Here is a 22,177-nt window from a genome sequence, read left to right as displayed (position 1 = left end):
TACCTAAACATTATGAGCTTACTTAGCGAGTTTGTTTACGTAAGCTCTATTGGGGTCATTTTTATTTTAAAGACGAGTAACGCTAAAGCCTTTATCTCGAAGTTGTTTAAGTAACCCGTGTTTTTCAGGTAAATGCAAAGCGCCTACAGCAATAAATAGCTGCTCGTTTGCTAAACGCGGTGTGAGTTGTTTAACCCAATTATTATTGCGGTTAGTTAGCATTACTTGCTCGCTAATTTCACCGTAATTACTGTCATCAAAACTCATGTTGTAGTAATCGGTTAGTGTGTCCATGTCACCGCTTTTCCAGGCATTAACTAACTTGATAAAGTAAGTATTAATATCGGCTAGTTGCTCAAAAGTTTCTTCAATCATTTCATTGCTTAATAGCGCCATACCATCAAACATTTGTAGTTGTTGTTCTAGGGTTTCAAGCTCGCCAATTTTAATATTATGCTCTTTAGCATAACTAAGCACTTGCTTGTCTATGCCGGTTTTATCTGAATATCCTGCATTTTGAAATTCAATTTGCATCATAGTCACCATAACAGCCCAGGGCTTTAAGCCATTAAACATAGCAATATCAATCGACTTTTTAGTAAAGTAATCTTTTAGCTTGGTATAATTTTGCTTTGAAAGCTCAGTTTGTAATGTTTTACCGTCACTTAGCATCATAAATGGCATTGAACGCTGCTGCATTTCAAGTGGAGTAAGTTTGCTTATATCAACTTCAACAATCACTTCTTTGCTTGCACTAATTGCATCGGTTACATTTTTAGGTAAGCCTTTCATGCTGGCATCACCAACGTGTACAGTGCCAAATAGGTAAGAGCTAACGCCATTTTTTTCTATTTTATATAAGGCAGGAGCTGCATAGCTGTTCAGGCTAAATGTTATAAGTAACGCCACAATAAAAAAGTGGCTAATACGGCTAAGAGCATTCATGGTTTGTCCTTAAAATCTCAAAATTAGTAGTGTAAATACTAACCTAAATTTACTTCAGAGGTAACGTTAATATAAACGTTAACGTATTGTTTTCGGTATTACTGGCCGTAATAGTAAAGCCATTTAAGTTACATAAGCTCTGTACAATTGATAATCCTAAACCATGGCGCTGATTATTAGTTCTAGATGAATCTAGCTGATAGAGCGGGTCAAAAATAGCAATTAGCTGTTCACCACTTAGTGGTTTATTTACTTTGTTACTAACAGAGATGCTCATGTTTGTGCTGTTATTTACGGCAGTTAATTTAATTGGTGCCTCAGGGAGTCCATAAAATAGTGCGTTATCGATTAAGTTACATAAAATGGTATTTAAACTAAATTCGTCAGCATTAAGTGTAAACTTGTCAGTTATCTCATTATTTAAACGCGTTTTGATACTTGGATGCTTAAAGGTCAGCTCATCAATAATTTGATTTACTAAGTTATTTAGCATGATATTTTGTGCATTCAATTGCATAGCACTACTACTTGAGCGCTGCAATAATAAGAGGTTGCTAACAATTGTTTTCATACGCTGTGAAATATTAAGCACATCACTGGTATAGGTGTCGCTAATGCGTTTATCGTCAGGGTAGCGAATAGCCACTTCTGAAAGGCTTATGAGTTCAGCTATAGGGGTTTTAAGCTCGTGTGCAATGTCGCTTGTTAGCCGTTTTTCATTACTATAGAGTTGCTGATTAACGGTAATAAACTTATTTAGCTCGTTACGTATAGGTTCTATTTCTTCTACTTTAAAGTCGCTTTCTATTGTTTGCGCAACACCGGTAATATCGAGTAACTTAATTTGATCGTTTAAGTTGTGTAGTGGGTGCAGGCCTTTATTTACAATACGTGTCACTAAATAGCGCACACCAAACACACCAAGTACACAGGTTAAAATAAAGACCACATCAATAATAATCAGTACTTTATTAAGTTCGGCTGTCGGCGCTGCAATCGCAAGAGTCATGGTATTAAAAACAGCAGAGTGAGTGGGATTTCTATCATCTTTTTGGGCTACAAAGTGACTTATAAGTGCGCGACCATTACGCCCGTTAGGAAGCTCGTAATCTATAATTTTAGATTCGTTTATCGGCATTTCTAAAAAAGGCAGGTTAGCATTTTCATAAAGCGCTAATGAGTCCGAGCGCTCAAACACATCACGGCCATGCCATAACTGGTAAAACTCCGTGGCATCTGCAGCTTCATACTCCGACATAAACTCACCAGCAAAATCAAATTCAACCACGTTGTTGTCATCTTCAACTAAGGTTTTTAAGTAGTTAGCTTTATTAGTTAAAGACTGATTGAACTGATCTTCCACCCAAGTATCAACACTTAAATCAACGGTTAAAAATATGGTGAATAAAATAACTGAGATCACAGCGCTAATATTATTAACGAGTTTACGTTTTATTGAGTGATTTTTATTTTGTTGTTGCGACATAACCAAATCCACGTTTATTTTTTATCGGGAGCTCGCCATCAAACTGTCTTACTTTTTTACGTATGGTTGAGATGTGTGCTTCAAGCGCATTTTTAGAGAGCATATCAAACTGACCTACCACCGCTTCACTTATAAGCTCGAGCCCTAATACTCGCTCTGGGGCGTTAAATAAGCATTCTATTATTTTGTATTCATTGCGCGTGAGCTCAATGGCATGTTGCTCGTAATGAAGAGTTTTAAGGGAGAGATCTAATACGCAATCTCCTACGGTTAGGGTATTTTGTTGGTTTTGCAGTGAACCGCGACGAAGTAATGCAAGGACACGAGCATGGAGTTCTTCAAACGAAAATGGCTTAGTTAAATAATCGTCAGCGCCTTTCATAAGGCCACTAATTTTATCTTGAGGCTCACTTCGTGCCGATAAAATTAGCACACGGCTTTGGCTATTACTGCTGCGCAGTGCTTGTAAAATACTCATGCCATCAACGCTCGGTAGCATTAAATCAAGTACGAGGAGGTCGTAGTTTCCACTCAGTGCCATACTCAACCCTTCTGAGCCATCACCAGTTTCATCTACAGTAAAACCAAGGTTGCTAAGGCCAACTTGCAAGCTGCGTCTTAGTGCTTCAGAGTCTTCAATAACGAGGATTTTCATGTTTACTCGGTTTATAAAAATAGCCTTGTTACTTTAACAAGGCTTTATTATCAAGTCACTTGGTTAATGATACCAACCATTTGTATAAGCTAGATTACCTAAGTTCGCGTGGGCTAGGGCTTTTTTAACTAGTTGCTCATCGTTTTCACATGGTACAAGCTGGTTATTGCTATACGTATAGGTGGTTGCTGGTTTTTGTGGTTGTAACACCACCACTTTATTATCGTGCATGTAGGCAAAGTTTTTGTCGTATTGCATCATTGCGCGTTGTTTGTTGTCGCTAATTTTTTTTGATAAATCATGACCTATCATTGGGTGCTTACCACTTGCGCCAATTAAAGACAGTAGAGTAACAGGAATATCGAGCTGACTGGCTAGTTGGCTATCTCGTTTATGGGTAATACCTTTTCCAAAAATAACGGCCGGAATTTTAAAGTGATCAACCGGTACTAAATTTGAACCCGATACGCGCGAGTCGTGATCGGCAATAACTATAAATACAGTATTATCCCAGTAGCTCGATTTTTTAGCTTTTTCGATAAAGGTGCCTAGTGCGTAATCGGCATACTTGGCAGCATTATTACGGGTTTGTTTTTGTTTATCGTACAGCGTTATTTTATCGTCAGGAAAGTCATACGGGCTATGATTAGAGCTTGAGAATATAAGGCTAAAAAAGGGTTTGTTTTGATTTTTAAGCTTAGTAAGTTCTATGTCGGCCTGGTCGTACAAGTCTTCGTCTGATGCGCCCCACGAGCCATTAAAGTCTATTTTTTTAAAGTTATTTGTATCTACGATACTTTTAAAACCGTTGCCTAAAAAGAAGCTGCGCATGTTATCAAAATGGCTTTCGCCACCATAAATGAACTGCGTGTTGTAATTTTGCTTCGCTAAAAAATCAGCAATGGTAAAAAAGTCACGTTGTGATTTATCAAGCTTAACAACTGCACGCGAAGGCGTTGGTGTAAACCCTGTAATTACAGCCTCAATTCCACGTACTGAACGTGTACCCGTGGCGTATAAATTATCAAACCCCCAGCCTTGTTTATAAAGGGCGTCTATATTAGGTGTAAGCGGTAAACCGCCAAGTGTGCCTACATAACGAGCACCTAAACTTTCTTGTAAAATAATGACTAAATTTTTGGGTTTACCTGTATTACTTGCGCCATGAAACGTTTTTGTAGGGGCGGTTACATCACTAAATGTGCCTTGCGTATTTTGCATGTTACTACGCACAATACTAAGTAATTCATCGGTGGGCATTTTACCGTAATAGTCTTGGCTCGATTGCTCATTAGAAAGTTGCTTAACTGCAAACGCGACGCTATAAAGTGAGTTAAGGGTTAAGTCGTTAAGTAAATGATCGGTAGAAAACGAGACCATGGCGGGGTTAAGTGGTCTGTGTCCTAATGAGTTGCGGGCGCCAAAAATAGTTAAGCATACTAAAACAAGCGCTAAAATTGATTGATTTAAACCTGTTAGTGATGACTTGCTTTGCCATTGATTGCTAAATATTTTACTTGCAAATTTACAGCTTAAAATAAGTGCTATAACAGCAATAAATACTTCTACCTTATAGCCTGAAAAAATCATTTTTGTGACTTCTTTAGGATAAATTAAATATTCTATAAATAAGCGGTTTGGGCGTAAATCGTACTCGTTTATAAACGTAGGCGTAATCACTTCAAAAAAAACAAGTAAAGCAGACATCGTCACTAAATAAATTTTAATGAGGCCGCGTACTTTATTTTGCCAACCTACGCTTTGCATCAGTAAAGTAAGTAGTAATGCGGGCATAATAATGTAGCTTAGAGTGGCTATATCAACTCTTAAACCACCTATAAATATAGATAACCACGCATGCAATCCAAATACACGCTCCCCTTGCCATACACTTAATCCAAAGCGAGCAAGTGTTAAAAAGCTAAGTGCCAAAACAGCAAATACAACAAAAATCCATACAGGGCCAAGTGCATTTTGTATTTTAGGTATAAAAGTTAGCTTTATGCCCATAACACAGCCCACCAAATAAGAGCGGCAATTAGCATAGCTATAAACACGCTTGCAGAGGCTATATCTTTAGCTAGCCCCGAAAGCTCATGGTATTCACTGCCAATTCTATCAACTACAACCTCAACTGCCGTATTTACCAGCTCAGCAAACAATACAAAAAGCAGGCTAGCTATAAGCAGTAATTTATCCCTTAGTGCAATTTCTTGTAGCCACACAAACACACCGAGTAATGAAAACAGTGCTAGCTCTTGTTGAAACGCCGCTTCAAATCGACTCATCCATTTTAAGCCGTTAAAAGAATGGCTTAAGGTAAAAATAAGGCGCATTAAGCCTTGGCGTTTTATAACGGTTTTATTACTCATAGTTTTATTTCGCTTGGTGTTGTTTGGCAGTTAGCAAGTAAATCAAGTGATGCCTGATACGTTTTGCTTTTAATGCCAATTAAATTTAAAAGGGTGTGAAAAATATTGTTGTGTGAGCGTGCAGCGCGGGTGTCTAAATTAGCTAAACAGGTATTAGTAATGCGCTGATTATGCTCATCAGCCCACATATAAAGAGGAACGTGCGTTTGTGTGCTAGGTGCAAAGCTATACGGAAAACCATGTAAATAAGCACCGGCTTCGCCAAGTGATTCACCATGATCAGAGACATATAAAAACTGCTTATCTATGTTGTTTGGCAGCGCTTTTAATTGCTCAATTACCTGGGCGTTAACAAAGTCGCTGTACGCAATTGTGTTGTCGTAGGTATTAACTAATTCATCGAGTGAGCAGTTTTGAATGTCGCTTCTGTCGCACGTGGGCGTAAATTGCTTAAATTTTTCTGGGTAGCGTTTAAAGTAGGTTGGTCCGTGTGAGCCCATCATGTGTAGGACGATAACGGTATTAGCTTGGTTTAAATTAGCGAGTTTGCGCTTAAGTGGAGCAAGCAGTGCTTCATCAAAACAATATTTTCCATCGCAAAGCGCTGATGGGGTGGTTGGGATATCAATGTTAACAACACGGGTGCATACGTTTTTACAGCCGCTGTTGTTATCAACCCACAGTACGTCGCTGCCAGCTTGTTGTGCTAAGTCAACCAGGTTTTGTTGGTTGTCGGCTGCTAAACGATCAAAGTTATCTTGTGTTTGCAGTGAAAACATACACGGCACAGACACAGCAGTAGCGGTGCCACAAGACGCCACATTATTAAAATACGTCACATTATACTTTTGTGTATAAGGGTTGGTGTTGCGCTTATAACCTTGATAAGAAAAGTTTTCTGCTCGTGCGGTTTCGCCAACAACTATAACTGTTACGCTGGTGGTATTAGCCGCAATTAGGGTAGGTGCTGCATCTATGTTTTTAAATTCCATATTGGTATACAGCAGCTGATCGCGCATATATTTATAACCGCTAGAGAGATACTGAAATGGGATGAGTTCTTTTTTCAAAATGCGGTTATTGCGGCCAGTGGCTGCGTAATCGGCGTAAAAGTTTACGACCACTAAAGCAATTAGTGAGCAGCACGCTACAATAAGTTTTATACGACTAATCGCTTCTTGGTGAGGGCGGGTAAAGTGTATTTTTACTTTGCTTAATATAAAAACAGGTAGCGCACAAAACAGTAGTAGAAAGCCTATGAGCTGCGGATTTAAATAGCTCAGTGCTTCGCTTGAATCTGTTTCGAACGTGTTTTGAATCATTGAATAGTCAAACACGACGCCGTAATTTAATGAGCCGTAAAGTACGGCACTCGAAATTATCAGTAAAAGGTAGTTAATTGGTTTTAGTAACCACCTAATCGACACTATTGAAAAGAAAATAATTAAAAGGCATAACAACAGCAGTGGCACTGAAAGTAAAAATAGCCATGAAAAAGATGCAAGGGAGGTGATGGCGCTAAACGAACCTTGAATAAAAGGAATGTTTATAACTAAACAGTAATAACAGGCAATCATCACTACAAAGGCATTTGCACTACAGTGAATGTAAAACCGCTTACTACGATTTGGCTTTTTTTGTGCTGGTGTTTGGCTAGTTATGTTCATATTTAGGCTCGTTTAAAATAACAACGCCATGCTATGCAACAACACTTAAGAGTCGCTTAAGAGAACCTACGCATTACCTGAAGGTGATAAATAATTTTATTTATAAAAATATTCTCAAAAATTAATCAAACCTTAAATAAGGGATATAAGAATAGTGAATTTCTGAGATTAAAATTAGAGCATAAAAAAACCACTACCAGCTTGTATAATGAATTTTAAAACCTGATAAATTGCCTTTTAGTCTTTTTGTTAGATTAACTTTGGTGTTGACTTAAAGGGCCTAGCGCGGTACTAATATAAAAAGAGAGCGAAGGAATAACCTTCGCGATAATTGAACAAAATTTGGTATTAATTACATGCTTACAAACGCACTTAACCTAGTCCTGATTATTATCGTGGTGATTATTCCCGCGAGGGCTTCGTAGTGCTTTAAAAACTTAAGCATTAAAAAAGCCCTCCGCACTTAACCGTTCGGAGGGCTTTTTAGTTTTAAGGGTAAAATTTGTAATTGGGTTGTCACTGAGGAATGAGGGTTTATTAATGACAGGCGCAGAACTAACAATCGACTTATTGGCCAAACACGGCGTAAATGAAGTATTTGGCTACCCAGGCGGAGCTATTATGCCAATTTACGATGCGCTGTATGGCGCGCCAGTCAAACACTACCTAACTCGCCATGAGCAAGGTGCAGGGTTTGCAGCAGTTGGTTATGCTCGCAGCACACGTAAATTAGGCGTATGTTTTGCAACATCTGGCCCAGGTGCAACTAATTTAATAACCGCTCTTGCTGATGCGATGATGGACTCAGTGCCATTATTGGCGATCACCGGCCAAGTGCCTACTGCAGCGATTGGTTCAGATGCGTTTCAAGAAATAGATGTACTAGGTATGTCGCTTTCGTGTACTAAGCACAGCTACATGGTAGAACGAGCTGAAGACTTAGCAGAGATATTACAAGAAGCAATTCATTTAGCGCAAAGCGGCCGCCCAGGTCCTGTACTTGTCGATATCCCAAAAGATATTCAAATGGCTCAAGTCCCTTTTAAACCTTGGCTAGCAGCTGATGAATACTTACCAGAGTTAGATTTAAAGCAAGTTGCTATTGCTAATCAATTGTTGAGTGAGGCTAAACAGCCTGTAGCGTATGTTGGTGGTGGTGTACAAGCCGCTGATGCGCAAGACGAACTAATGCAATTTTTAAATAAAACTCAGATGCCAGCTGTATCAACACTTAAAGCGCTGGGCAGTGTATTACCAGATTACGAACATTACTTAGGTATGTTGGGTATGCATGGTGGTCAAGCTGCTAATATCGCAGTGCAAGAATGTGATGTACTTGTATGTATAGGGGCACGCTTTGATGACCGCGTAACAGGCAACTTAGCTAAATTTGCAGCTAAAGCTAAAGTAATCCATTTAGATATAGATGCTGCTGAAGTTGGTAAGCGAAAACCTGCTAAAGCTTCATTAATTGCCGATTTAAAAACGTCGTTACCCGCACTTGAGTGCTTTGTAACACCTAAAGCTTGGTGTGACACAAATAAAGAAATAAATATTAAGCATGCGTGGCGTTACGACTACCCAGGTGAGAAGGTTTTTGCACCGTACTTATTAAACCAACTAAGCCAACGCATGCCAAAAACAGGGGTTGTGTGCTGCGATGTTGGTCAGCACCAAATGTGGGTAGCACAACACATGAAGTTTACTCATCCGAGTAATCATTTAAGCAGTGGTGGTGCAGGCACAATGGGCTTTGGTCTACCTGCGGCTATTGGTGCACAAGTAGCACGCCCTGATGACTTTGTTATCACTGTATCGGGTGATGGTTCTATAATGATGAATATTCAAGAGCTGGCCACTATTCGTCGTAACAATTTACCTGTAAAAATATTAATTTTAGATAACCAGCGTTTAGGGATGGTTCGCCAATGGCAAGAACTATTTTTTGAAGGGCGTTATTCTGAAACTAATCTGTCGGATAACCCAGACTTTGTGCAATTAGCTGCTGTATTTGGTATCCCAGGGCAAACAATTACTCACGCTAACCAAGTTGATGATGCGATAACTGCATTAGTTAACAGTAAAGGTCCGTACATAGTACATGCCTGTATTGATGATAAAGAAAATGTTTGGCCACTTGTACCACCTGGGGCTGCTAACGACGAAATGATGACGGAGAAAGCAAAATGAAACATAGCCTAACTATTGCATTAAAAAGCCAAAGTATAGCGGTAGAGCGCTTTTTACGAGTGGTGCGTCATCGTGGTTTTGACCTTACGCATTTTCAGCTCAATATGGACGATGGTTTTTATAATGTAGACATGACGGTAGATAGTGATAAACCAATTCACCTTTTAACCAGCCAGTTAAATAAGCTGGTGGATGTCAAAGAAGTCACTTTACAAAATTTACAGCAACAACAGGCTGTGTAATTACGAACTGAAAAACAATTTACGAGTAACTGAATCACTCGGTTACTCACCAATTTTAGAATGAGGAATGCCCGCTTATTTTGCGGCAAAAACTGAGGTAACTATGGCTAAATTAAGAAGTGCAACAACAACTGAAGGGCGTAAACGCGCAGGCGCTCGTGCATTATGGCGCGCAACAGGTATGACCGACACCGATTTTGGTAAGCCGATTATTGCCGTAGTTAACTCGTTTACACAATTTGTACCAGGGCATGTTCACCTTAATCAGTTAAGTGAACTTATGGCTGAAACCATTACACAAGCCGGTGGCGTCCCTAAAGAATTTAATACTATTGCGATTGATGATGGTATTGCAATGGGTCACGGCGGCATGCTTTATTCGCTGCCTTCACGCGACTTAATTGCTGACTCAGTTGAGTATATGGTAAATGGTCATTGTGCTGATGCGATGATTTGTATTTCAAACTGCGACAAAATTACTCCAGGAATGATGCTTGCAGCACTACGCTTAAATATTCCGGTAATATTTGTATCAGGCGGCCCAATGGAAGCAGGTAAAACTAAGCTTGCTAACATCGATATTAAACTTGATTTAGTAGATGCCATGGTTAAAGGCGCTGATGAATCGGTAAGTGATGCAGATTCAGAGCAAGTAGAGCGCTCTGCGTGTCCAACATGTGGCTCGTGTTCAGGCATGTTTACTGCAAACTCAATGAACTGTCTGCTAGAGGCGATTGGTTTAGCATTGCCAGGTAACGGTACGACGCTTGCGACTCATAAAGACCGTAAACAACTTTATGTTGAAGCGGGGGCTCGTATTGTTGATTTATGTCGTGAGTATTATCAAAAAGATAATCAAGATGTATTGCCACGTGCTATTGCTAACAAAACAGCCTTTATGAATGCAATGGTTGTTGATATTGCAATGGGTGGCTCGTCAAATACGGTATTGCATTTACTTGCTGCAGCGCAAGAAGCGGGCGTTGATTTTGATATGTCGCACATTGATGCGCTCTCTCGTAAAACACCATTTTTATGTAAAGTTGCACCAGCAACACCTGAATATCACATTGAAGATGTGCACCGCGCAGGCGGCATGATGGCAATCGTACGTGAACTTGGCAAAGCAGGCTTAGTTGATATGTCAGTTAATCATGTTGCAGGGTCAACTATGGCTGAGCTCGTTAAAAAATGGGATGCAACAGATCCTACTAACGAAGCAGCGCGCAAATTTTACCGTGCTGGCCCTGCGGGCATTCGTACCACTAAAGCAATGAGCCAAGAGTGTCGTTGGGACGAGGGCGATAATGACCGTGTTAATGGGTGTATCCGAAGTGTCGAACACGCTTTTCGCCAAGACGGTGGCTTAGCTGTACTTTCGGGTAATTTAGCAGTTGATGGCTGTATTGTTAAAAGCGCTGGCGTTGTTGATGAAATGCTACATTTTGAAGGTACTGCAGTCGTGTACGAGTCACAAGATGATTCTGTAGAAGGTATTTTAAACGATGAAGTAAAAGCCGGTGATATCGTGGTTATTCGTTACGAAGGCCCTAGAGGAGGCCCTGGTATGCAAGAAATGCTATACCCAACTAGCTACTTGAAATCAAAAGGCCTAGCTGAAAAATGTGCACTTATTACTGATGGTCGCTTTTCGGGTGGTACTTCGGGTTTATCAATTGGTCATGTGTCGCCAGAGGCGGCAAGTGGTGGTGCAATTGCTTATGTTGAAAATGGCGACAAAATCATTATTGATATCGCAACACGTGAAATCACATTAGCGTTAAGTGATGAAGAGCTTGAAGCACGTAAACAAAAACAATTAGCACGCGGAAAACTGGCGTACAAACCAGTTGATCGTGAGCGCTATGTATCGTCTGCTTTAAAGGCTTATGCATTACTTGCAACAAGTGCTGATAAAGGCGCAGTGCGTGACTTAGCTAAATTGGAGGCGCTTAGTTAATTATGGTCTCTCAAGAGCTCGATTATTTTCGCGCTATTATTCAAGCAAACATGGAGCCTTTGGCTAAAGTTACCGAGGTCAGCGAAATGGCTGAGCTCGGTGCTAAATTAGGTAACCATGTTTGGTTAAAGCGTGAAGACCAACAGCCCGTGTATTCATTTAAATTACGCGGTGCGTATAACAAATTAAATAAATTACCTAAAGGCTCAGTGGTTATCACTGCTTCAGCGGGTAATCACGCTCAAGGGGTTGCACTAAGTGCTTCTCACTTAGGGCATCAAGCTACAATTGTAATGCCAGTAACAACGCCTGAAATAAAAGTCAGTGCGGTACGTGCGCTTGGTGGTGAAGTTGTGCTACATGGACATCATTTTGATGCCGCAAAAGCACATGCGCTTGAGCTTACAGAGCAACGAAACGGTATATTTGTTCCACCATTTGATGACCCAGACGTCATTGTTGGTCAAGGTACTGTAGCACGTGAGCTTATGCAGCAATTAAACGAGCTCGATGCGGTGTTTATTCCTGTTGGCGGCGGCGGTTTACTTGCTGGGATGGCGGTTTATATTAAATCGCTGCGTCCAGATATAAAAGTAATTGGTGTAGAAGCCGACGAAAGTGCATGTTTACAAGCGGCACTTAAAGCAGGCAAACCGGTAGAGCTTGAACGCGTTGGTAGTTTTGCTGATGGCGTAGCGGTTAAAATTATTGGCACTGAAACATTTCGCTTAGCGCAAAAGTTTTGTGATGAAGTTATAACCGTCACCAGCGACGAAATATGTGCTGCCATGCAGGATATTTTTGTATCTACCCGTGCAATAGCAGAGCCTTCAGGTGCACTTGCAACGGCAGGGCTTAAAAAGTGGAGCCAGCAGTCGGGTTTAAAAGGGTTACATTTAGCGGCTGTTTTATCCGGTGCTAATTTAAACTTTGATCGCCTGCGTTATGTTGCAGAGCGCACTGCGCTGGGTGAAAAAAACGAAGCGTTATTAGCGGTTACTATTAAAGAAGAAAAAGGCAGCTTTAAACAGTTTTGTGCTTCTTTAGGTGGCCGTGCTATTACTGAGTTTAACTACCGTTATGCAGGACCTGGTGAAGCACAAATATTTGTAGGTATTGCCCTGCGCCAAGGCGAGCAAGAGCTTAATGAGCTAAAGCAAGACTTAACAAATAATGACTACCAATTTTGCGATCTGTCGGATAACGAACTCGCTAAATTACATGTGCGCTACATGGTTGGCGGAAAAGCACCCGAGCAATTACATGAGCGCTTACTTCGCTTTGAATTTCCAGAGTATCCAGGTGCGCTTGCACGCTTTTTAGATACTTTAGGTAGTAATTGGAACATTACCTTATTCCATTATCGTAATCACGGTGGTTCGATGGGGAATGTACTGGCAGGTTTTGCTATTGAGCCGAGTCAGTATGAGATGTTTAACGAGCACTTAAATCGTTTAGGTTACAGTGTACAAGATGAAACACAAAATCCGTGCTTTAGCCAATTCTTAACATCAAAGCCCCAAGCAGAAAAAGCCGAAAAACTCGCCTCAGTATAATCCTACTTTATAGGCAGGCACCTAACTAGGGTGCTTGCTTTATTACACGTTTTACATATAGTTACAGGTAATCGTCATACTTTTTGAGGACACCTAGTTGCTATTTAAAGGATTAATCATTGGATTGTGCTTTTTTTGTAGCCATATCGCGGCGCAAGAATCAGTCACATTACAGCTAAAATGGACACATCAGTTTCAGTTTGCTGGCTACTATATGGCAAAGCAAAAAGGCTTTTATAATGAAGCGGGCCTTGATGTAACCATTAAACAAGCTAATCCAATGAAACCTGATACCTTTGCTCCTGTCGCCAGTGGCGAAGCACAATTTGGAGTAGGGCACTCTGGTATTTTACAGCAACGTATTAATGGACAATCTCTTGTTGCTATGGCTGCCTTATTGCAATTTTCACCTTACTGCTGGATGGTTAAAGACACGTCTGATATTTTTCATCCACGTGACTTTGTTAATAAACGTATCACTGCGGTAAGCAAAAATGATGGTACCGAACTACTTATTATGCTTAAACGCAGTGGCGTTGATGTGGATAAACTCAAAGTTTACGATGGCGAAAATCCAGGCCAGGCTTGGATTGAAAACAAGCTAGATGCTATGCAAGTATATGTTACTACAGAGCCTTATTATATGACTCAACAAGGTGTAGCTCATCGACTTGTTTGCCCACAGCGTTATGGTATGGATGTATATAGCGACATTTTATTTACCAGCGAAAACATGCTTAAGAAAAACCCTCAAACGGTCGAAAAATTCTACCAAGCGAGCCTAAAAGGGTGGCGTTATGCAATGATGAACATGGATGAAGCCATTGCAGTCACCCAGCAAAACTATGCACCGGGTAAAAGCTTTTATCAGCTCGCTTTTGAGGCTGAAGTACTAAAAAGTTATATAACCCCACCCACTACCAGTTTAGGACATATGTCGATAGCAAAGTGGCGCTTAATTGCGGACTTATATGGCATACCGCAAAACGAATTTGACGAAGTGAAATCTCACTTTATTTATAAATATCAAGAGCCTGAAAAAATGCAGTTATCGTGGATGCTCATGGCAGCTATTTTGGTAAGTATTATTTCAATACCTTTGTATTTACGGCTGATTTTTAGTAAAAATTAACTGCTTAGGTAATTCACGAAACTGATATAATTAATTGTCTTTTTTATTTTTTAAGCTGTTATGACTTTAGCTGAGCAATTTTTAGCACTTGATTCTCTTTTAATACATCATCGTCAGTATTGGCAGTGCACTGCATTTGATTTTGACACTATACCTTGGCCAGAGCTACAAGGCATACTTAGCGAACTAACTGATGATCAGGTAAGCGTTCTTGATAACGATCAAAACCAGCTATACCAATTTTTTAGCCAGCACATAAACCAACTTGATGAACTTGCAAAGTTATGCGAGTTACCTAGCACAGCCCACTCTCGAGCTGATTATCCATTTTGGATAAGTAACGGCATTAAAGGTCGTAAGTTTGCACAGTTACAAGATTTTGTATCTGCACTACCTAATACCAAGCAACCTGTTTTAGAGTGGTGCGCGGGTAAAGGGCACTTAGGTCGAATGCTTGCGTTTAATGGCGCAAGTAATGTGCATAGTATTGAACTGCAACAAAGCTTATGCGAGCAAGGACAAAAAAGTGCACAGCAACAAGGCTTAGCAATGCACTTTAGCCAAGCCGATGTATTAAAAGACGATATCACTCAATTTTTTAATACAGACATGCATGCTGTAGCACTTCACGCATGCGGTGGCTTACACCAAGCATTTATGCGCCAAGCAAGTTTAGCGAAAGTACAGCAAATTAGCTTTTCACCTTGTTGCTACCATTTATTCACGGCTAATGAGTACCGTGCAATGAGTGAGGATGCAAATAAAAGTGAGCTTAATCTAACGCATCGTGATTTAAAGCTCGCATTACAAGAAACTGTCACAGCGCCTTCTCGTTTGGAAAAAGTACGTAAAACAGAACTTGAGTGGCGACTTGGTTTTGATGCACTAAGAAAGTCGATCACTGGCGAGCAATATTACGTAAGCGTACCTTCGGTCAACAAAGCTATATTCTCAGATTCGTTTAAATCGTTTTGTGCATGGGCTGCAGATAAAAAGGCATTAAAATTACCTCAAGATACTGATTATATTAAGTATTTAGAGGTTGGGGTGGCTCGAAAAAAAATAACTGACCGAGTTGAACTGGTTCGACATGTGTTCAGAAGGGCAATTGAAGTTTGGCTTGTGCTCGATCGTGCTTTATATTTGCAACAGCAAGGTTATCAAGTAAGCGTTAAAACGTTTTGTGAAAAGCAGTTAACGCCTCGTAATATTTTGATTCTTGCTAATGTCCATTAAATTTCCGTCCTCGACTTAATAAGAGATGCAATGAGAAAGTTAAAAAATTTATTCGATAACAACAAACGTTGGGCTGCTCGTACAAGTGAAGCAGACCCTGAGTTTTTTAAAATTTTATCTATGCAACAAAATCCAGAGTATTTATGGATTGGTTGTTCAGACTCTCGTGTACCTGCAAATCAAATAGTTGATTTATTACCAGGCGAATTATTTGTACATCGTAACGTTGCTAACGTGGTTGTACACACTGACCATAACTGTTTGTCGGTTATGCAGTACGCTGTAGAGGTTTTAAAAGTAAAACATATCATGGTAGTAGGTCACTATGGCTGCGGTGGCGTACAAGCCGTTTTAAACAATGCAAAATTCGGCTTTATTGATAATTGGCTACGCCACGTAGGGGATGTAAAAGAAAAGCATCTTGAACAACTTGATGCAATGCCAGAAAGCGAACGTTTAAGCCGCCTTATTGAGCTAAATGTAATTGAGCAAGTACGTAATGTGTGTCGTACTAACATTGTGCAAGATGCATGGGAGCGAGGCCAAGAACTAAGCGTTCATGGTTGGGTTTATGGTTTAGAAAACGGCCATCTTCATGATTTAGAATCTGTAGTAACGTGCGCGAGTGAAGAAACGCAAAGCTACAAAAAAGCAGTGCAACACGTATTTAAAAAAGTGGGTGAAAATAAATAAATCCATGACTAAAACGGCGGTGTTAATAGGTGCTACAGGCTTGGTCGGTAATGAGTTGCTCCATAAGTTACTTAATAGCGATCGTTATACAAAAGTAGTTACGTTAAGCCGTCGAGCTCTGCCTGTCACACATGCAAAGCTAGTTAATCACGTTATTGATTTTGAAAAATTAACTCAATATGTTGAGCTTTTTAAAGGTGATGTATTGTTTTCGTGTTTGGGCACAACCCGTAAACGAGCGGGCTCGATACACGCTCAGCGTAAAGTAGATTTTGATTATCAGTTTATAGCGGCGCAGTTAGCGGCATGTAATGGCGTTACGCATTATTGCTTAGTGTCATCAAGCGGGGCAAATACACACAGTAATAGTGCTTATTTGAAAATGAAGGGAGAGCTTGAGCAACATATTAAAGCACTCCCTTTTGATAAAATAAGTATTTTACAACCATCTTTATTATTAGGTGATCGTGAGCAATTTAGAGTGGCAGAAAAGATAGGCAGTATTATTTTTCCTGTTATTACACGATTTGCGTTTTTAAAGCGTTACAAACCAATAACTGGCGAACAAGTTGCGCAAAAAATGCTGAGTGTGAGTTTAGCTCAGCAGGCTAAGTTGTCTTATTATGTACTTGATGAGCTATTTGAATAAACTGAGTAAAACGCAAAAGGCAGCCTAAGCTGCCTTTTTTGTACATTATATTAATACCAATTTTATTAAAAAAATGATCATTTTAGCGTATTAAATAACTCACTAACTACGTTAAAAATTATTTATATAGAACAACTACGTACCATAATTTTAGCCTTGTTATTGAGCTATTTTCTTATCGCTATAATAGAACACTAATTTAATGCAATTGGTATAATTATTCAGCGTCAGTTTTAGCGCTAAGTTGTTGCTCAAGCAATGAAACTTTAGCTTCAAGTTCGGTTAACTTTTCGCGAGTACGAATAAGTACTTGGCTTTGCACATCAAATTCTTCACGGCTCACAAAGTCCATCTCAGCAAGCTTGTTTTGTAGAACTTGCTTTGTTTTACCTTCGAGTGTGTCTGCTAGGTTTTTTACACCTTGTGGCATATTGCTAGTAATTTGCTTAGCAATTTCTTCAAGTTTTGCTGGGTTGATCATATTTGTCCCTTCGGCATTGCCTAAATGATAATAACTAATATTACCTTATACCCACGGTATTTAACACATGATCATCTTTACCTTAATTAATTAAGGCAATTGCTATGCTCGCTGTAATGGTTACGTTAAAATTGCGCGTCTTTTAAATTTCTTTGGTCGTTATGAAACTCAATCCTAAACAAGATGAAGCCGTAAAATATATTAGTGGTCCCTGCTTAGTACTCGCGGGCGCAGGCTCTGGTAAAACCCGTGTTATTACGAATAAAATCGCTTATTTAGTGAAAAAATGTGAGTACAAAGCGCGAAATATAGCCGCCGTTACTTTTACCAATAAAGCAGCCAAAGAAATGCGTGAGCGAGTACTGCAAACGCTCGGTAAACAAGACGCTAAAGGTTTATGGGTATCAACGTTTCATACACTCGGTTTAGAAATAATAAAAAAAGAGTTAAGCACATTAGGGTTTAAACCCGGCTTTTCGTTATTTGATGATCAAGATACCAATCAGCTTCTTAGTGAACTCACCGAAGACGAGCTCAAAAAAGACAAGGACTTACTTAAACTACTTAAAATGGAAATTGGCAGTTGGAAAAACGAATTAGTACTGCCAGAGCAAGCAATACGCGAAGCGCGTGATCCGCAAAAAGCATTGTTCGCGCAGTTATATGGGCGCTATCAAAACCAGCTGCGTGCTTATAATGCACTGGATTTTGATGATTTAATTATGATCCCTACTTTGTTACTTACTAATAACGCCACATCTCGTGAGCGCTGGCAGCAACGCTTTAAATACTTGCTGGTGGATGAGTATCAAGATACCAACACAAGCCAATATCAACTTGTTAAATTGCTAGTAGGCGAGCGTGCCCGTTTTACTGTGGTAGGTGATGACGATCAATCAATTTACTCATGGCGTGGTGCTCGCCCGCAAAACTTAGTGTTATTAGGTAAAGACTACCCAGGGCTTAGACTTATAAAGCTTGAACAAAACTATCGAAGTGCAGGGCGAATACTAAAAGCGGCTAACATTTTAATTGCCAATAACCCACATGACATAGAGAAAAAGTTATTTAGTGAACTAGGTTATGGTGAGCCGATTAAAGTAATAGGGTGCCGCGATGAAGAGCATGAATCTGAGCGTGTGGTTGCTGAAATAATTTCACATAAGTTTATGAAGCGAACCAGCTATAAAGATTACGCGATTTTATATCGTGGTAATCATCAAGCACGTGGCTTTGAAAAATCACTAATGAGTAACCGTATCCCTTATAAAATTAGTGGCGGTATGTCGTTTTTCGCTCGCTCAGAAATTAAAGATATTATGGCGTACTTACGCCTATTAGTTAATCAAGATGATGACAATGCGTTTTTACGTATCGTAAATACACCGCGACGCGAAATAGGCACGGTTACCCTTGAAAAGCTTGGTACGCTTGCTAATGAAAAGCACGCGAGCTTGTTTGCTACCTGTTTTGATAACGATTTAGGCTACAGACTAAAAGGGCGTGGCTTTAATGCGCTTGCTGGATTTGCACGCTGGGTTGTTGAGCTATCTGATAACGCAGTACGCGGTGATACGCTCGAAGCTGTTAAAGACTTAGTGCGTAATATTAATTACGAGGCATATTTGTACGAGTCGTCACCGAGTGCAAAAGCGGCTGAAATGCGTATGAAAAACGTATCAGAGCTGTATCGTTGGATAACAGATATGTTGACCGGTGATGCCGACAACGAACCAATGACATTAGCCGAGGTTGTTAGCAAGCTAACCCTTCGCGATATGCTTGAGCGTAACGAAGAAGAAGATGAAACCGATGCAGTGCACTTATCAACACTACATGCATCAAAGGGCTTAGAGTACCCGTACGTATTTATGGTGGGTATGGAAGAGGGTTTACTTCCGCATCAGGTAAGTATTGATGAGGACAACGTAGATGAAGAACGTCGCTTAGCTTATGTTGGTATTACTCGCGCACAGCAGGAGTTAACACTTACTTATGCAAAGATACGTCGTCAATTTGGTGAAACTTCACAAACTGAATTAAGCCGATTTGTACAAGAGTTACCGCAGGACGATCTTGCGTTTGAAAACAAAAAGGCGCCAAATACCCAAGCAGAGCGCATGGAAAAAGGCCAAGCAAGAGTCGCTAACTTACGAGCGATGTTTAAAAAGCCTGAGTAATACCTCAGGCTAACTTTATAAAGACTGGGTTGCTTGCACTTCAGGTAACTCAGAGCATACTAAAGCGTGTTGTTTACCTACAAAAAATGCCAAACCGTGTTTATCTAATAAAGCTCTAAAATTAAGTATTGATGGGCCTTTAGCAATGACCTTCATTGCTTTGAGCTTTGTAATTGCAAGCACGCCCTGTAGCTGAAAATCGTATCTTTCTTGTTGTAAAACACGTTTACTAAAGGTCGAGCTAAGTAGTAAATAATCAAAATTAATATCGGTTAGTAAATTAAGTTCGCACCTGTCTTTAGCAAAATTGTTTAAACCAATTGAATAACCAAGTTGTGATAGCGTTTTGAGGTTTTTTATTTGCGTTGCACATGCGTGGCGAATTTCTTGTTCATCAAACAATAAACAGAGTTGGCTTTGTCCTTGTTGTTTATTTAGCGTATCGGTAAATAAAACAAATTCGTGTTCCTCAAGTAGCAAACCAGAGCAAGGAACCAATGCCATAGCTACATTTGCAGTAATTGCTTGTGCATAGGCGCGTTGTAATAGTTGTAACTCTACTTGCAGATGCTGCTCTTTATCTGATGCAAACTTTTTCAAAATATCAAAGCTAGTAAAGCCAAGTATTGGGTGTTCACCAAATGCTTCAAATAAAGATTCAGACTGTTGTTGCTCATCAAGCGTAATTATTTCTGAGCTTCTAAAACTCATAGGTAATATATCAAGGTGATGTTGTGCTTTTAGAGTCTGCGCAGGTATTGATTGCGTTAATAGCGGATGAAATAACTCGTAACGATTTTTTCCTGAGTTTTTGGCGTGATACATGGCGGCATCGGCATCACGAATAATTTCATCTGTATGCGTATAGCTTTTCTTTGAGTAGGTTATCCCTATACTTGCGCCACTTTGTAAAGACTCACCTTTAAGATAAAAGGGTTTTTTCATTAAATCTATAATACGATTTGCAACATCTTCTGCTTGTTGAGGCTCAGTTAAATGGGTTAATAAAATAACAAATTCATCCCCGCCTAAACGTGCTAGTAAATCATGCTCGCGTATACATTGGGCAAATAACTCACTTACGTTAATTAAAAATTGATCGCCTGCATGGTGGCCAAGCTGATCGTTAATATCTTTAAATTTATCTAAATCGATAAACAAAACAGCAAAGTGGTGCTCAGGAAAACGTTGATAATGTTGTAGCGTTTTTTCGAGCTGAGTTAAAAATAGACTACGATTAGGCAAGCTCGTAAGTGAATCGTGATGTGCATCATGATAAAGCTGCTGCTCTATTTTTTTTCGCTCATCTATTTGCATTTGTAAGTGCAGATTAGTTTGACGCAATTCTTTGGTTTTTTCGTTTACTCTAAATTCGAGTTCTTGATGGCTTTTTGCAATTGCTTGATTGACGAGCTTTGTTTGTAAAACAGCTGCAATTTGATGCGATACAAAGGTAATTAACTCGCAATCATCTCGGCTGAAAATATGTTTGTTATCGTAGGCTTGGCAAACAATAAGGCCGATAACACCTTGAGCTGTTTTAAGTGGAGCGCCTAACCAGCTAGTGGCCATTTGCTCTTTTGGTACAGGTGCTGAACGTTGTACCACACCGCTTACTATTAATTCTTTTGCTCTACATGGGTGTATTAGTTGTGTTTCTTCGGTGCTTATTACCAGTTCGCTATAACCTTTAGCAAAGCGTCTTGGCTGTGTATTTTCTTTAAATTCATCTACGCAATAAGGAAAACTAATCCACCCTGTTTCTTTATCATAAAGCGCAATATATAAGTTTTCTGCGTAGGTAATTGTTTTTATTATTTCGTGTATCTTAAAATAAGCGTCATCAAGGTTTTTAGCTTGTGTTGCTATCTCAGATATTTTAAATAGAATTTGTTGGCGTTGAAGTGCGCGTTTACGCTGCTCTATTTCAAGGTTTAGTGCATCGTTACTTTGAGTGAGTGCGCGGGTGCGAATTTTAACTTCTGACTCAAGAAGCTCTCGTTTTTTTACACGCTCTATTGCTGTAGCCAAATAAAGCGACATAAACTCAAGTAATTGTATTTGCTGTGAGCTATAGCCTTGTTTTGTATCGTAACTTTGCGCTGCTAAAACACCGATAATATTATGTTCTTGGTAAACAGGTACGCCTACCCAATGTTCGGCAGGAGTGCCTAATGCTTTAAATAAACCTTCTGCTGCAGCATCTTGCATTTGCTGCTTGGTAAAACATGTGGTTTTACCCTGTTTAAATACATAACCCGTGGCGCCTTCATCAAAGCTATTTGATTGGTTAAGGGCGACGGCAATACCATCTTTTTCATCTGAAAAGTAAGAAAGCTCTAGTGATTGGCTGTATTGATTTAGCAGCACCACATAAAAACTTTTACTAGGTACGTACTTTTGTAAAATGTCATGGATGGCGGGGTATAGCAGGGTTAGCTCGGCCACAGTACTTGCCTGCTCTGATAATTGGATCAGGGCATTTTGTAAGTGATGTGATTGTTTGTATTTTTCGAGAAGCGCTCTAAGGCGTTTATTTTGATACGCCAATTTACTCGATACTGATAGTTTATCTTCCAATGATCTAACCGGCTATTTTTATTGTATAGTTATTAGCCTTATACTTTCACTTTTAGTGCTTATCGTCAAGTTGATATTCCTACTAAAGCAGTAGCTAGACACACTATTTTAGGCATTAAAAAAGGCTTACAGAAGTAAACCTTTTTTGTATAT

At 39.7% G+C, this 22,177-nt stretch carries 17 protein-coding genes; 9 read left to right on the top strand and 8 right to left on the bottom strand.

All coding sequences use genetic code 11. The annotated features are described in order from the left end of the window. Positions 1-66: 66 nt before the first annotated feature. The 6 genes from H5118_RS06225 to H5118_RS06200 all read right to left on the bottom strand — a co-directional run bounded on the left by H5118_RS06225 (position 67) and on the right by H5118_RS06200 (position 7,125). Positions 67-945 carry a TraB/GumN family protein gene (locus H5118_RS06225; RefSeq protein WP_182748177.1) on the bottom strand — a complete coding sequence of 293 codons (879 nt, stop codon included), beginning with the start codon at positions 943-945 and terminating at the stop codon, positions 67-69. Between the two features lie 49 nt (positions 946-994). After that, complete coding sequence (locus H5118_RS06220; protein ID WP_182748175.1) at positions 995-2,431, bottom strand: HAMP domain-containing sensor histidine kinase; 1,437 nt, start codon at positions 2,429-2,431, stop codon at positions 995-997. Then, positions 2,412-3,086: a response regulator transcription factor gene (locus H5118_RS06215; RefSeq protein WP_182712166.1), complete on the bottom strand. Its 675-nt coding sequence runs from the start codon at positions 3,084-3,086 to the stop codon at positions 2,412-2,414. The genes H5118_RS06220 and H5118_RS06215 overlap by 20 nt, the downstream gene beginning before the upstream one ends. A gap of 63 nt (positions 3,087-3,149) precedes the next feature. Further along, positions 3,150-5,096: an LTA synthase family protein gene (locus tag H5118_RS06210; RefSeq protein WP_182748173.1), complete on the bottom strand. Its 1,947-nt coding sequence runs from the start codon at positions 5,094-5,096 to the stop codon at positions 3,150-3,152. Next, positions 5,087-5,458, bottom strand: coding sequence for a diacylglycerol kinase (locus H5118_RS06205; RefSeq protein ID WP_007582120.1), 372 nt, complete (start codon positions 5,456-5,458; stop codon positions 5,087-5,089). The genes H5118_RS06210 and H5118_RS06205 overlap by 10 nt, the downstream gene beginning before the upstream one ends. Continuing rightward, entirely contained in the window at positions 5,455-7,125 is a 1,671-nt protein-coding gene (locus H5118_RS06200) for a phosphoethanolamine transferase (protein ID WP_182748171.1), read from the bottom strand. The genes H5118_RS06205 and H5118_RS06200 overlap by 4 nt, the downstream gene beginning before the upstream one ends. 540 nt (positions 7,126-7,665) lie before the next feature. On the opposite strand from H5118_RS06200, the gene ilvG reads away from it, so the two are divergent. From ilvG to H5118_RS06160, 8 genes are all read left to right on the top strand, one after another. Continuing rightward, a complete protein-coding gene (gene ilvG / locus H5118_RS06195; protein ID WP_024605308.1) occupies positions 7,666-9,315 on the top strand; it encodes an acetolactate synthase 2 catalytic subunit in 1,650 nt (549 codons plus the stop codon). Then, positions 9,312-9,557: an acetolactate synthase 2 small subunit gene (gene ilvM, locus H5118_RS06190; protein ID WP_002959893.1), complete on the top strand. Its 246-nt coding sequence runs from the start codon at positions 9,312-9,314 to the stop codon at positions 9,555-9,557. The genes ilvG and ilvM overlap by 4 nt, the downstream gene beginning before the upstream one ends. A gap of 103 nt (positions 9,558-9,660) precedes the next feature. Continuing rightward, complete coding sequence (gene ilvD, locus H5118_RS06185; RefSeq protein ID WP_024596945.1) at positions 9,661-11,517, top strand: dihydroxy-acid dehydratase; 1,857 nt, start codon at positions 9,661-9,663, stop codon at positions 11,515-11,517. Between the two features lie 2 nt (positions 11,518-11,519). After that, a complete protein-coding gene (gene ilvA / locus H5118_RS06180) occupies positions 11,520-13,073 on the top strand; it encodes a threonine ammonia-lyase, biosynthetic (RefSeq protein WP_039485942.1) in 1,554 nt (517 codons plus the stop codon). A gap of 97 nt (positions 13,074-13,170) precedes the next feature. Beyond that, positions 13,171-14,205 carry an ABC transporter substrate-binding protein gene (locus H5118_RS06175; RefSeq protein ID WP_182748169.1) on the top strand — a complete coding sequence of 345 codons (1,035 nt, stop codon included), beginning with the start codon at positions 13,171-13,173 and terminating at the stop codon, positions 14,203-14,205. A gap of 60 nt (positions 14,206-14,265) precedes the next feature. After that, positions 14,266-15,441 carry a methyltransferase gene (locus H5118_RS06170; protein WP_182693863.1) on the top strand — a complete coding sequence of 392 codons (1,176 nt, stop codon included), beginning with the start codon at positions 14,266-14,268 and terminating at the stop codon, positions 15,439-15,441. A gap of 30 nt (positions 15,442-15,471) precedes the next feature. Continuing rightward, on the top strand, positions 15,472-16,134 hold the full coding sequence (gene can, locus H5118_RS06165; RefSeq protein WP_002959903.1) for a carbonate dehydratase: 663 nt from the start codon (positions 15,472-15,474) through the stop codon (positions 16,132-16,134). Between the two features lie 4 nt (positions 16,135-16,138). Continuing rightward, positions 16,139-16,783 carry an NAD(P)H-binding protein gene (locus H5118_RS06160; protein ID WP_002959904.1) on the top strand — a complete coding sequence of 215 codons (645 nt, stop codon included), beginning with the start codon at positions 16,139-16,141 and terminating at the stop codon, positions 16,781-16,783. A 217-nt stretch (positions 16,784-17,000) separates the two neighbouring features. Here H5118_RS06160 and ubiK read toward each other — a convergent pair whose 3' ends face one another. Beyond that, on the bottom strand, positions 17,001-17,264 hold the full coding sequence (ubiK, locus tag H5118_RS06155; protein ID WP_002959905.1) for a ubiquinone biosynthesis accessory factor UbiK: 264 nt from the start codon (positions 17,262-17,264) through the stop codon (positions 17,001-17,003). 161 nt (positions 17,265-17,425) lie between these two features. Here ubiK and rep point away from each other — a divergent pair, with 161 nt between their 5' ends. Next, the gene (rep, locus tag H5118_RS06150; RefSeq protein ID WP_024596949.1) at positions 17,426-19,444 is read left to right on the top strand and encodes a DNA helicase Rep; all 2,019 of its coding nucleotides are present in this window, start codon (positions 17,426-17,428) and stop codon (positions 19,442-19,444) included. Positions 19,445-19,459: 15 nt separating this feature from the next. Here the strand turns inward: rep and H5118_RS06145 are convergent, their stop codons facing one another. Further along, the gene (locus H5118_RS06145; protein WP_182724151.1) at positions 19,460-22,024 is read right to left on the bottom strand and encodes a diguanylate cyclase domain-containing protein; all 2,565 of its coding nucleotides are present in this window, start codon (positions 22,022-22,024) and stop codon (positions 19,460-19,462) included. Between the last annotated feature and the right edge of the window lie 153 nt (positions 22,025-22,177).

The organism is Pseudoalteromonas sp. SR41-1 (assembly GCF_014164015.1).
In the GTDB taxonomy this organism is placed as follows: Bacteria; Pseudomonadota; Gammaproteobacteria; order Enterobacterales; family Alteromonadaceae; genus Pseudoalteromonas; species Pseudoalteromonas distincta.
Note: the sequence above shows the minus strand (reverse complement) of the source record. Positions and strands in the feature narration are given on the sequence as shown.

Excerpts from the sequence above, each read along its gene's own strand:
- H5118_RS06215 (WP_182712166.1), bottom strand. The coding sequence starts at position 3,086 with ATGAAAATCCTCGTTATTGAAGACTCTGAAGCACTAAGACGCAGCTTG.
- ilvD (WP_024596945.1), top strand. The coding sequence starts at position 9,661 with ATGGCTAAATTAAGAAGTGCAACAACAACTGAAGGGCGTAAACGCGCA.
- H5118_RS06205 (WP_007582120.1), bottom strand. The coding sequence starts at position 5,458 with ATGAGTAATAAAACCGTTATAAAACGCCAAGGCTTAATGCGCCTTATT.
- ubiK (WP_002959905.1), bottom strand. The coding sequence starts at position 17,264 with ATGATCAACCCAGCAAAACTTGAAGAAATTGCTAAGCAAATTACTAGC.
- H5118_RS06210 (WP_182748173.1), bottom strand. The coding sequence starts at position 5,096 with ATGGGCATAAAGCTAACTTTTATACCTAAAATACAAAATGCACTTGGC.
- ilvA (WP_039485942.1), top strand. The coding sequence starts at position 11,520 with ATGGTCTCTCAAGAGCTCGATTATTTTCGCGCTATTATTCAAGCAAAC.
- rep (WP_024596949.1), top strand. The coding sequence starts at position 17,426 with ATGAAACTCAATCCTAAACAAGATGAAGCCGTAAAATATATTAGTGGT.
- H5118_RS06170 (WP_182693863.1), top strand. The coding sequence starts at position 14,266 with ATGACTTTAGCTGAGCAATTTTTAGCACTTGATTCTCTTTTAATACAT.
- ilvM (WP_002959893.1), top strand. The coding sequence starts at position 9,312 with ATGAAACATAGCCTAACTATTGCATTAAAAAGCCAAAGTATAGCGGTA.
- H5118_RS06225 (WP_182748177.1), bottom strand. The coding sequence starts at position 945 with ATGAATGCTCTTAGCCGTATTAGCCACTTTTTTATTGTGGCGTTACTT.
- can (WP_002959903.1), top strand. The coding sequence starts at position 15,472 with ATGAGAAAGTTAAAAAATTTATTCGATAACAACAAACGTTGGGCTGCT.
- H5118_RS06220 (WP_182748175.1), bottom strand. The coding sequence starts at position 2,431 with ATGTCGCAACAACAAAATAAAAATCACTCAATAAAACGTAAACTCGTT.
- H5118_RS06200 (WP_182748171.1), bottom strand. The coding sequence starts at position 7,125 with ATGAACATAACTAGCCAAACACCAGCACAAAAAAAGCCAAATCGTAGT.
- ilvG (WP_024605308.1), top strand. The coding sequence starts at position 7,666 with ATGACAGGCGCAGAACTAACAATCGACTTATTGGCCAAACACGGCGTA.
- H5118_RS06160 (WP_002959904.1), top strand. The coding sequence starts at position 16,139 with ATGACTAAAACGGCGGTGTTAATAGGTGCTACAGGCTTGGTCGGTAAT.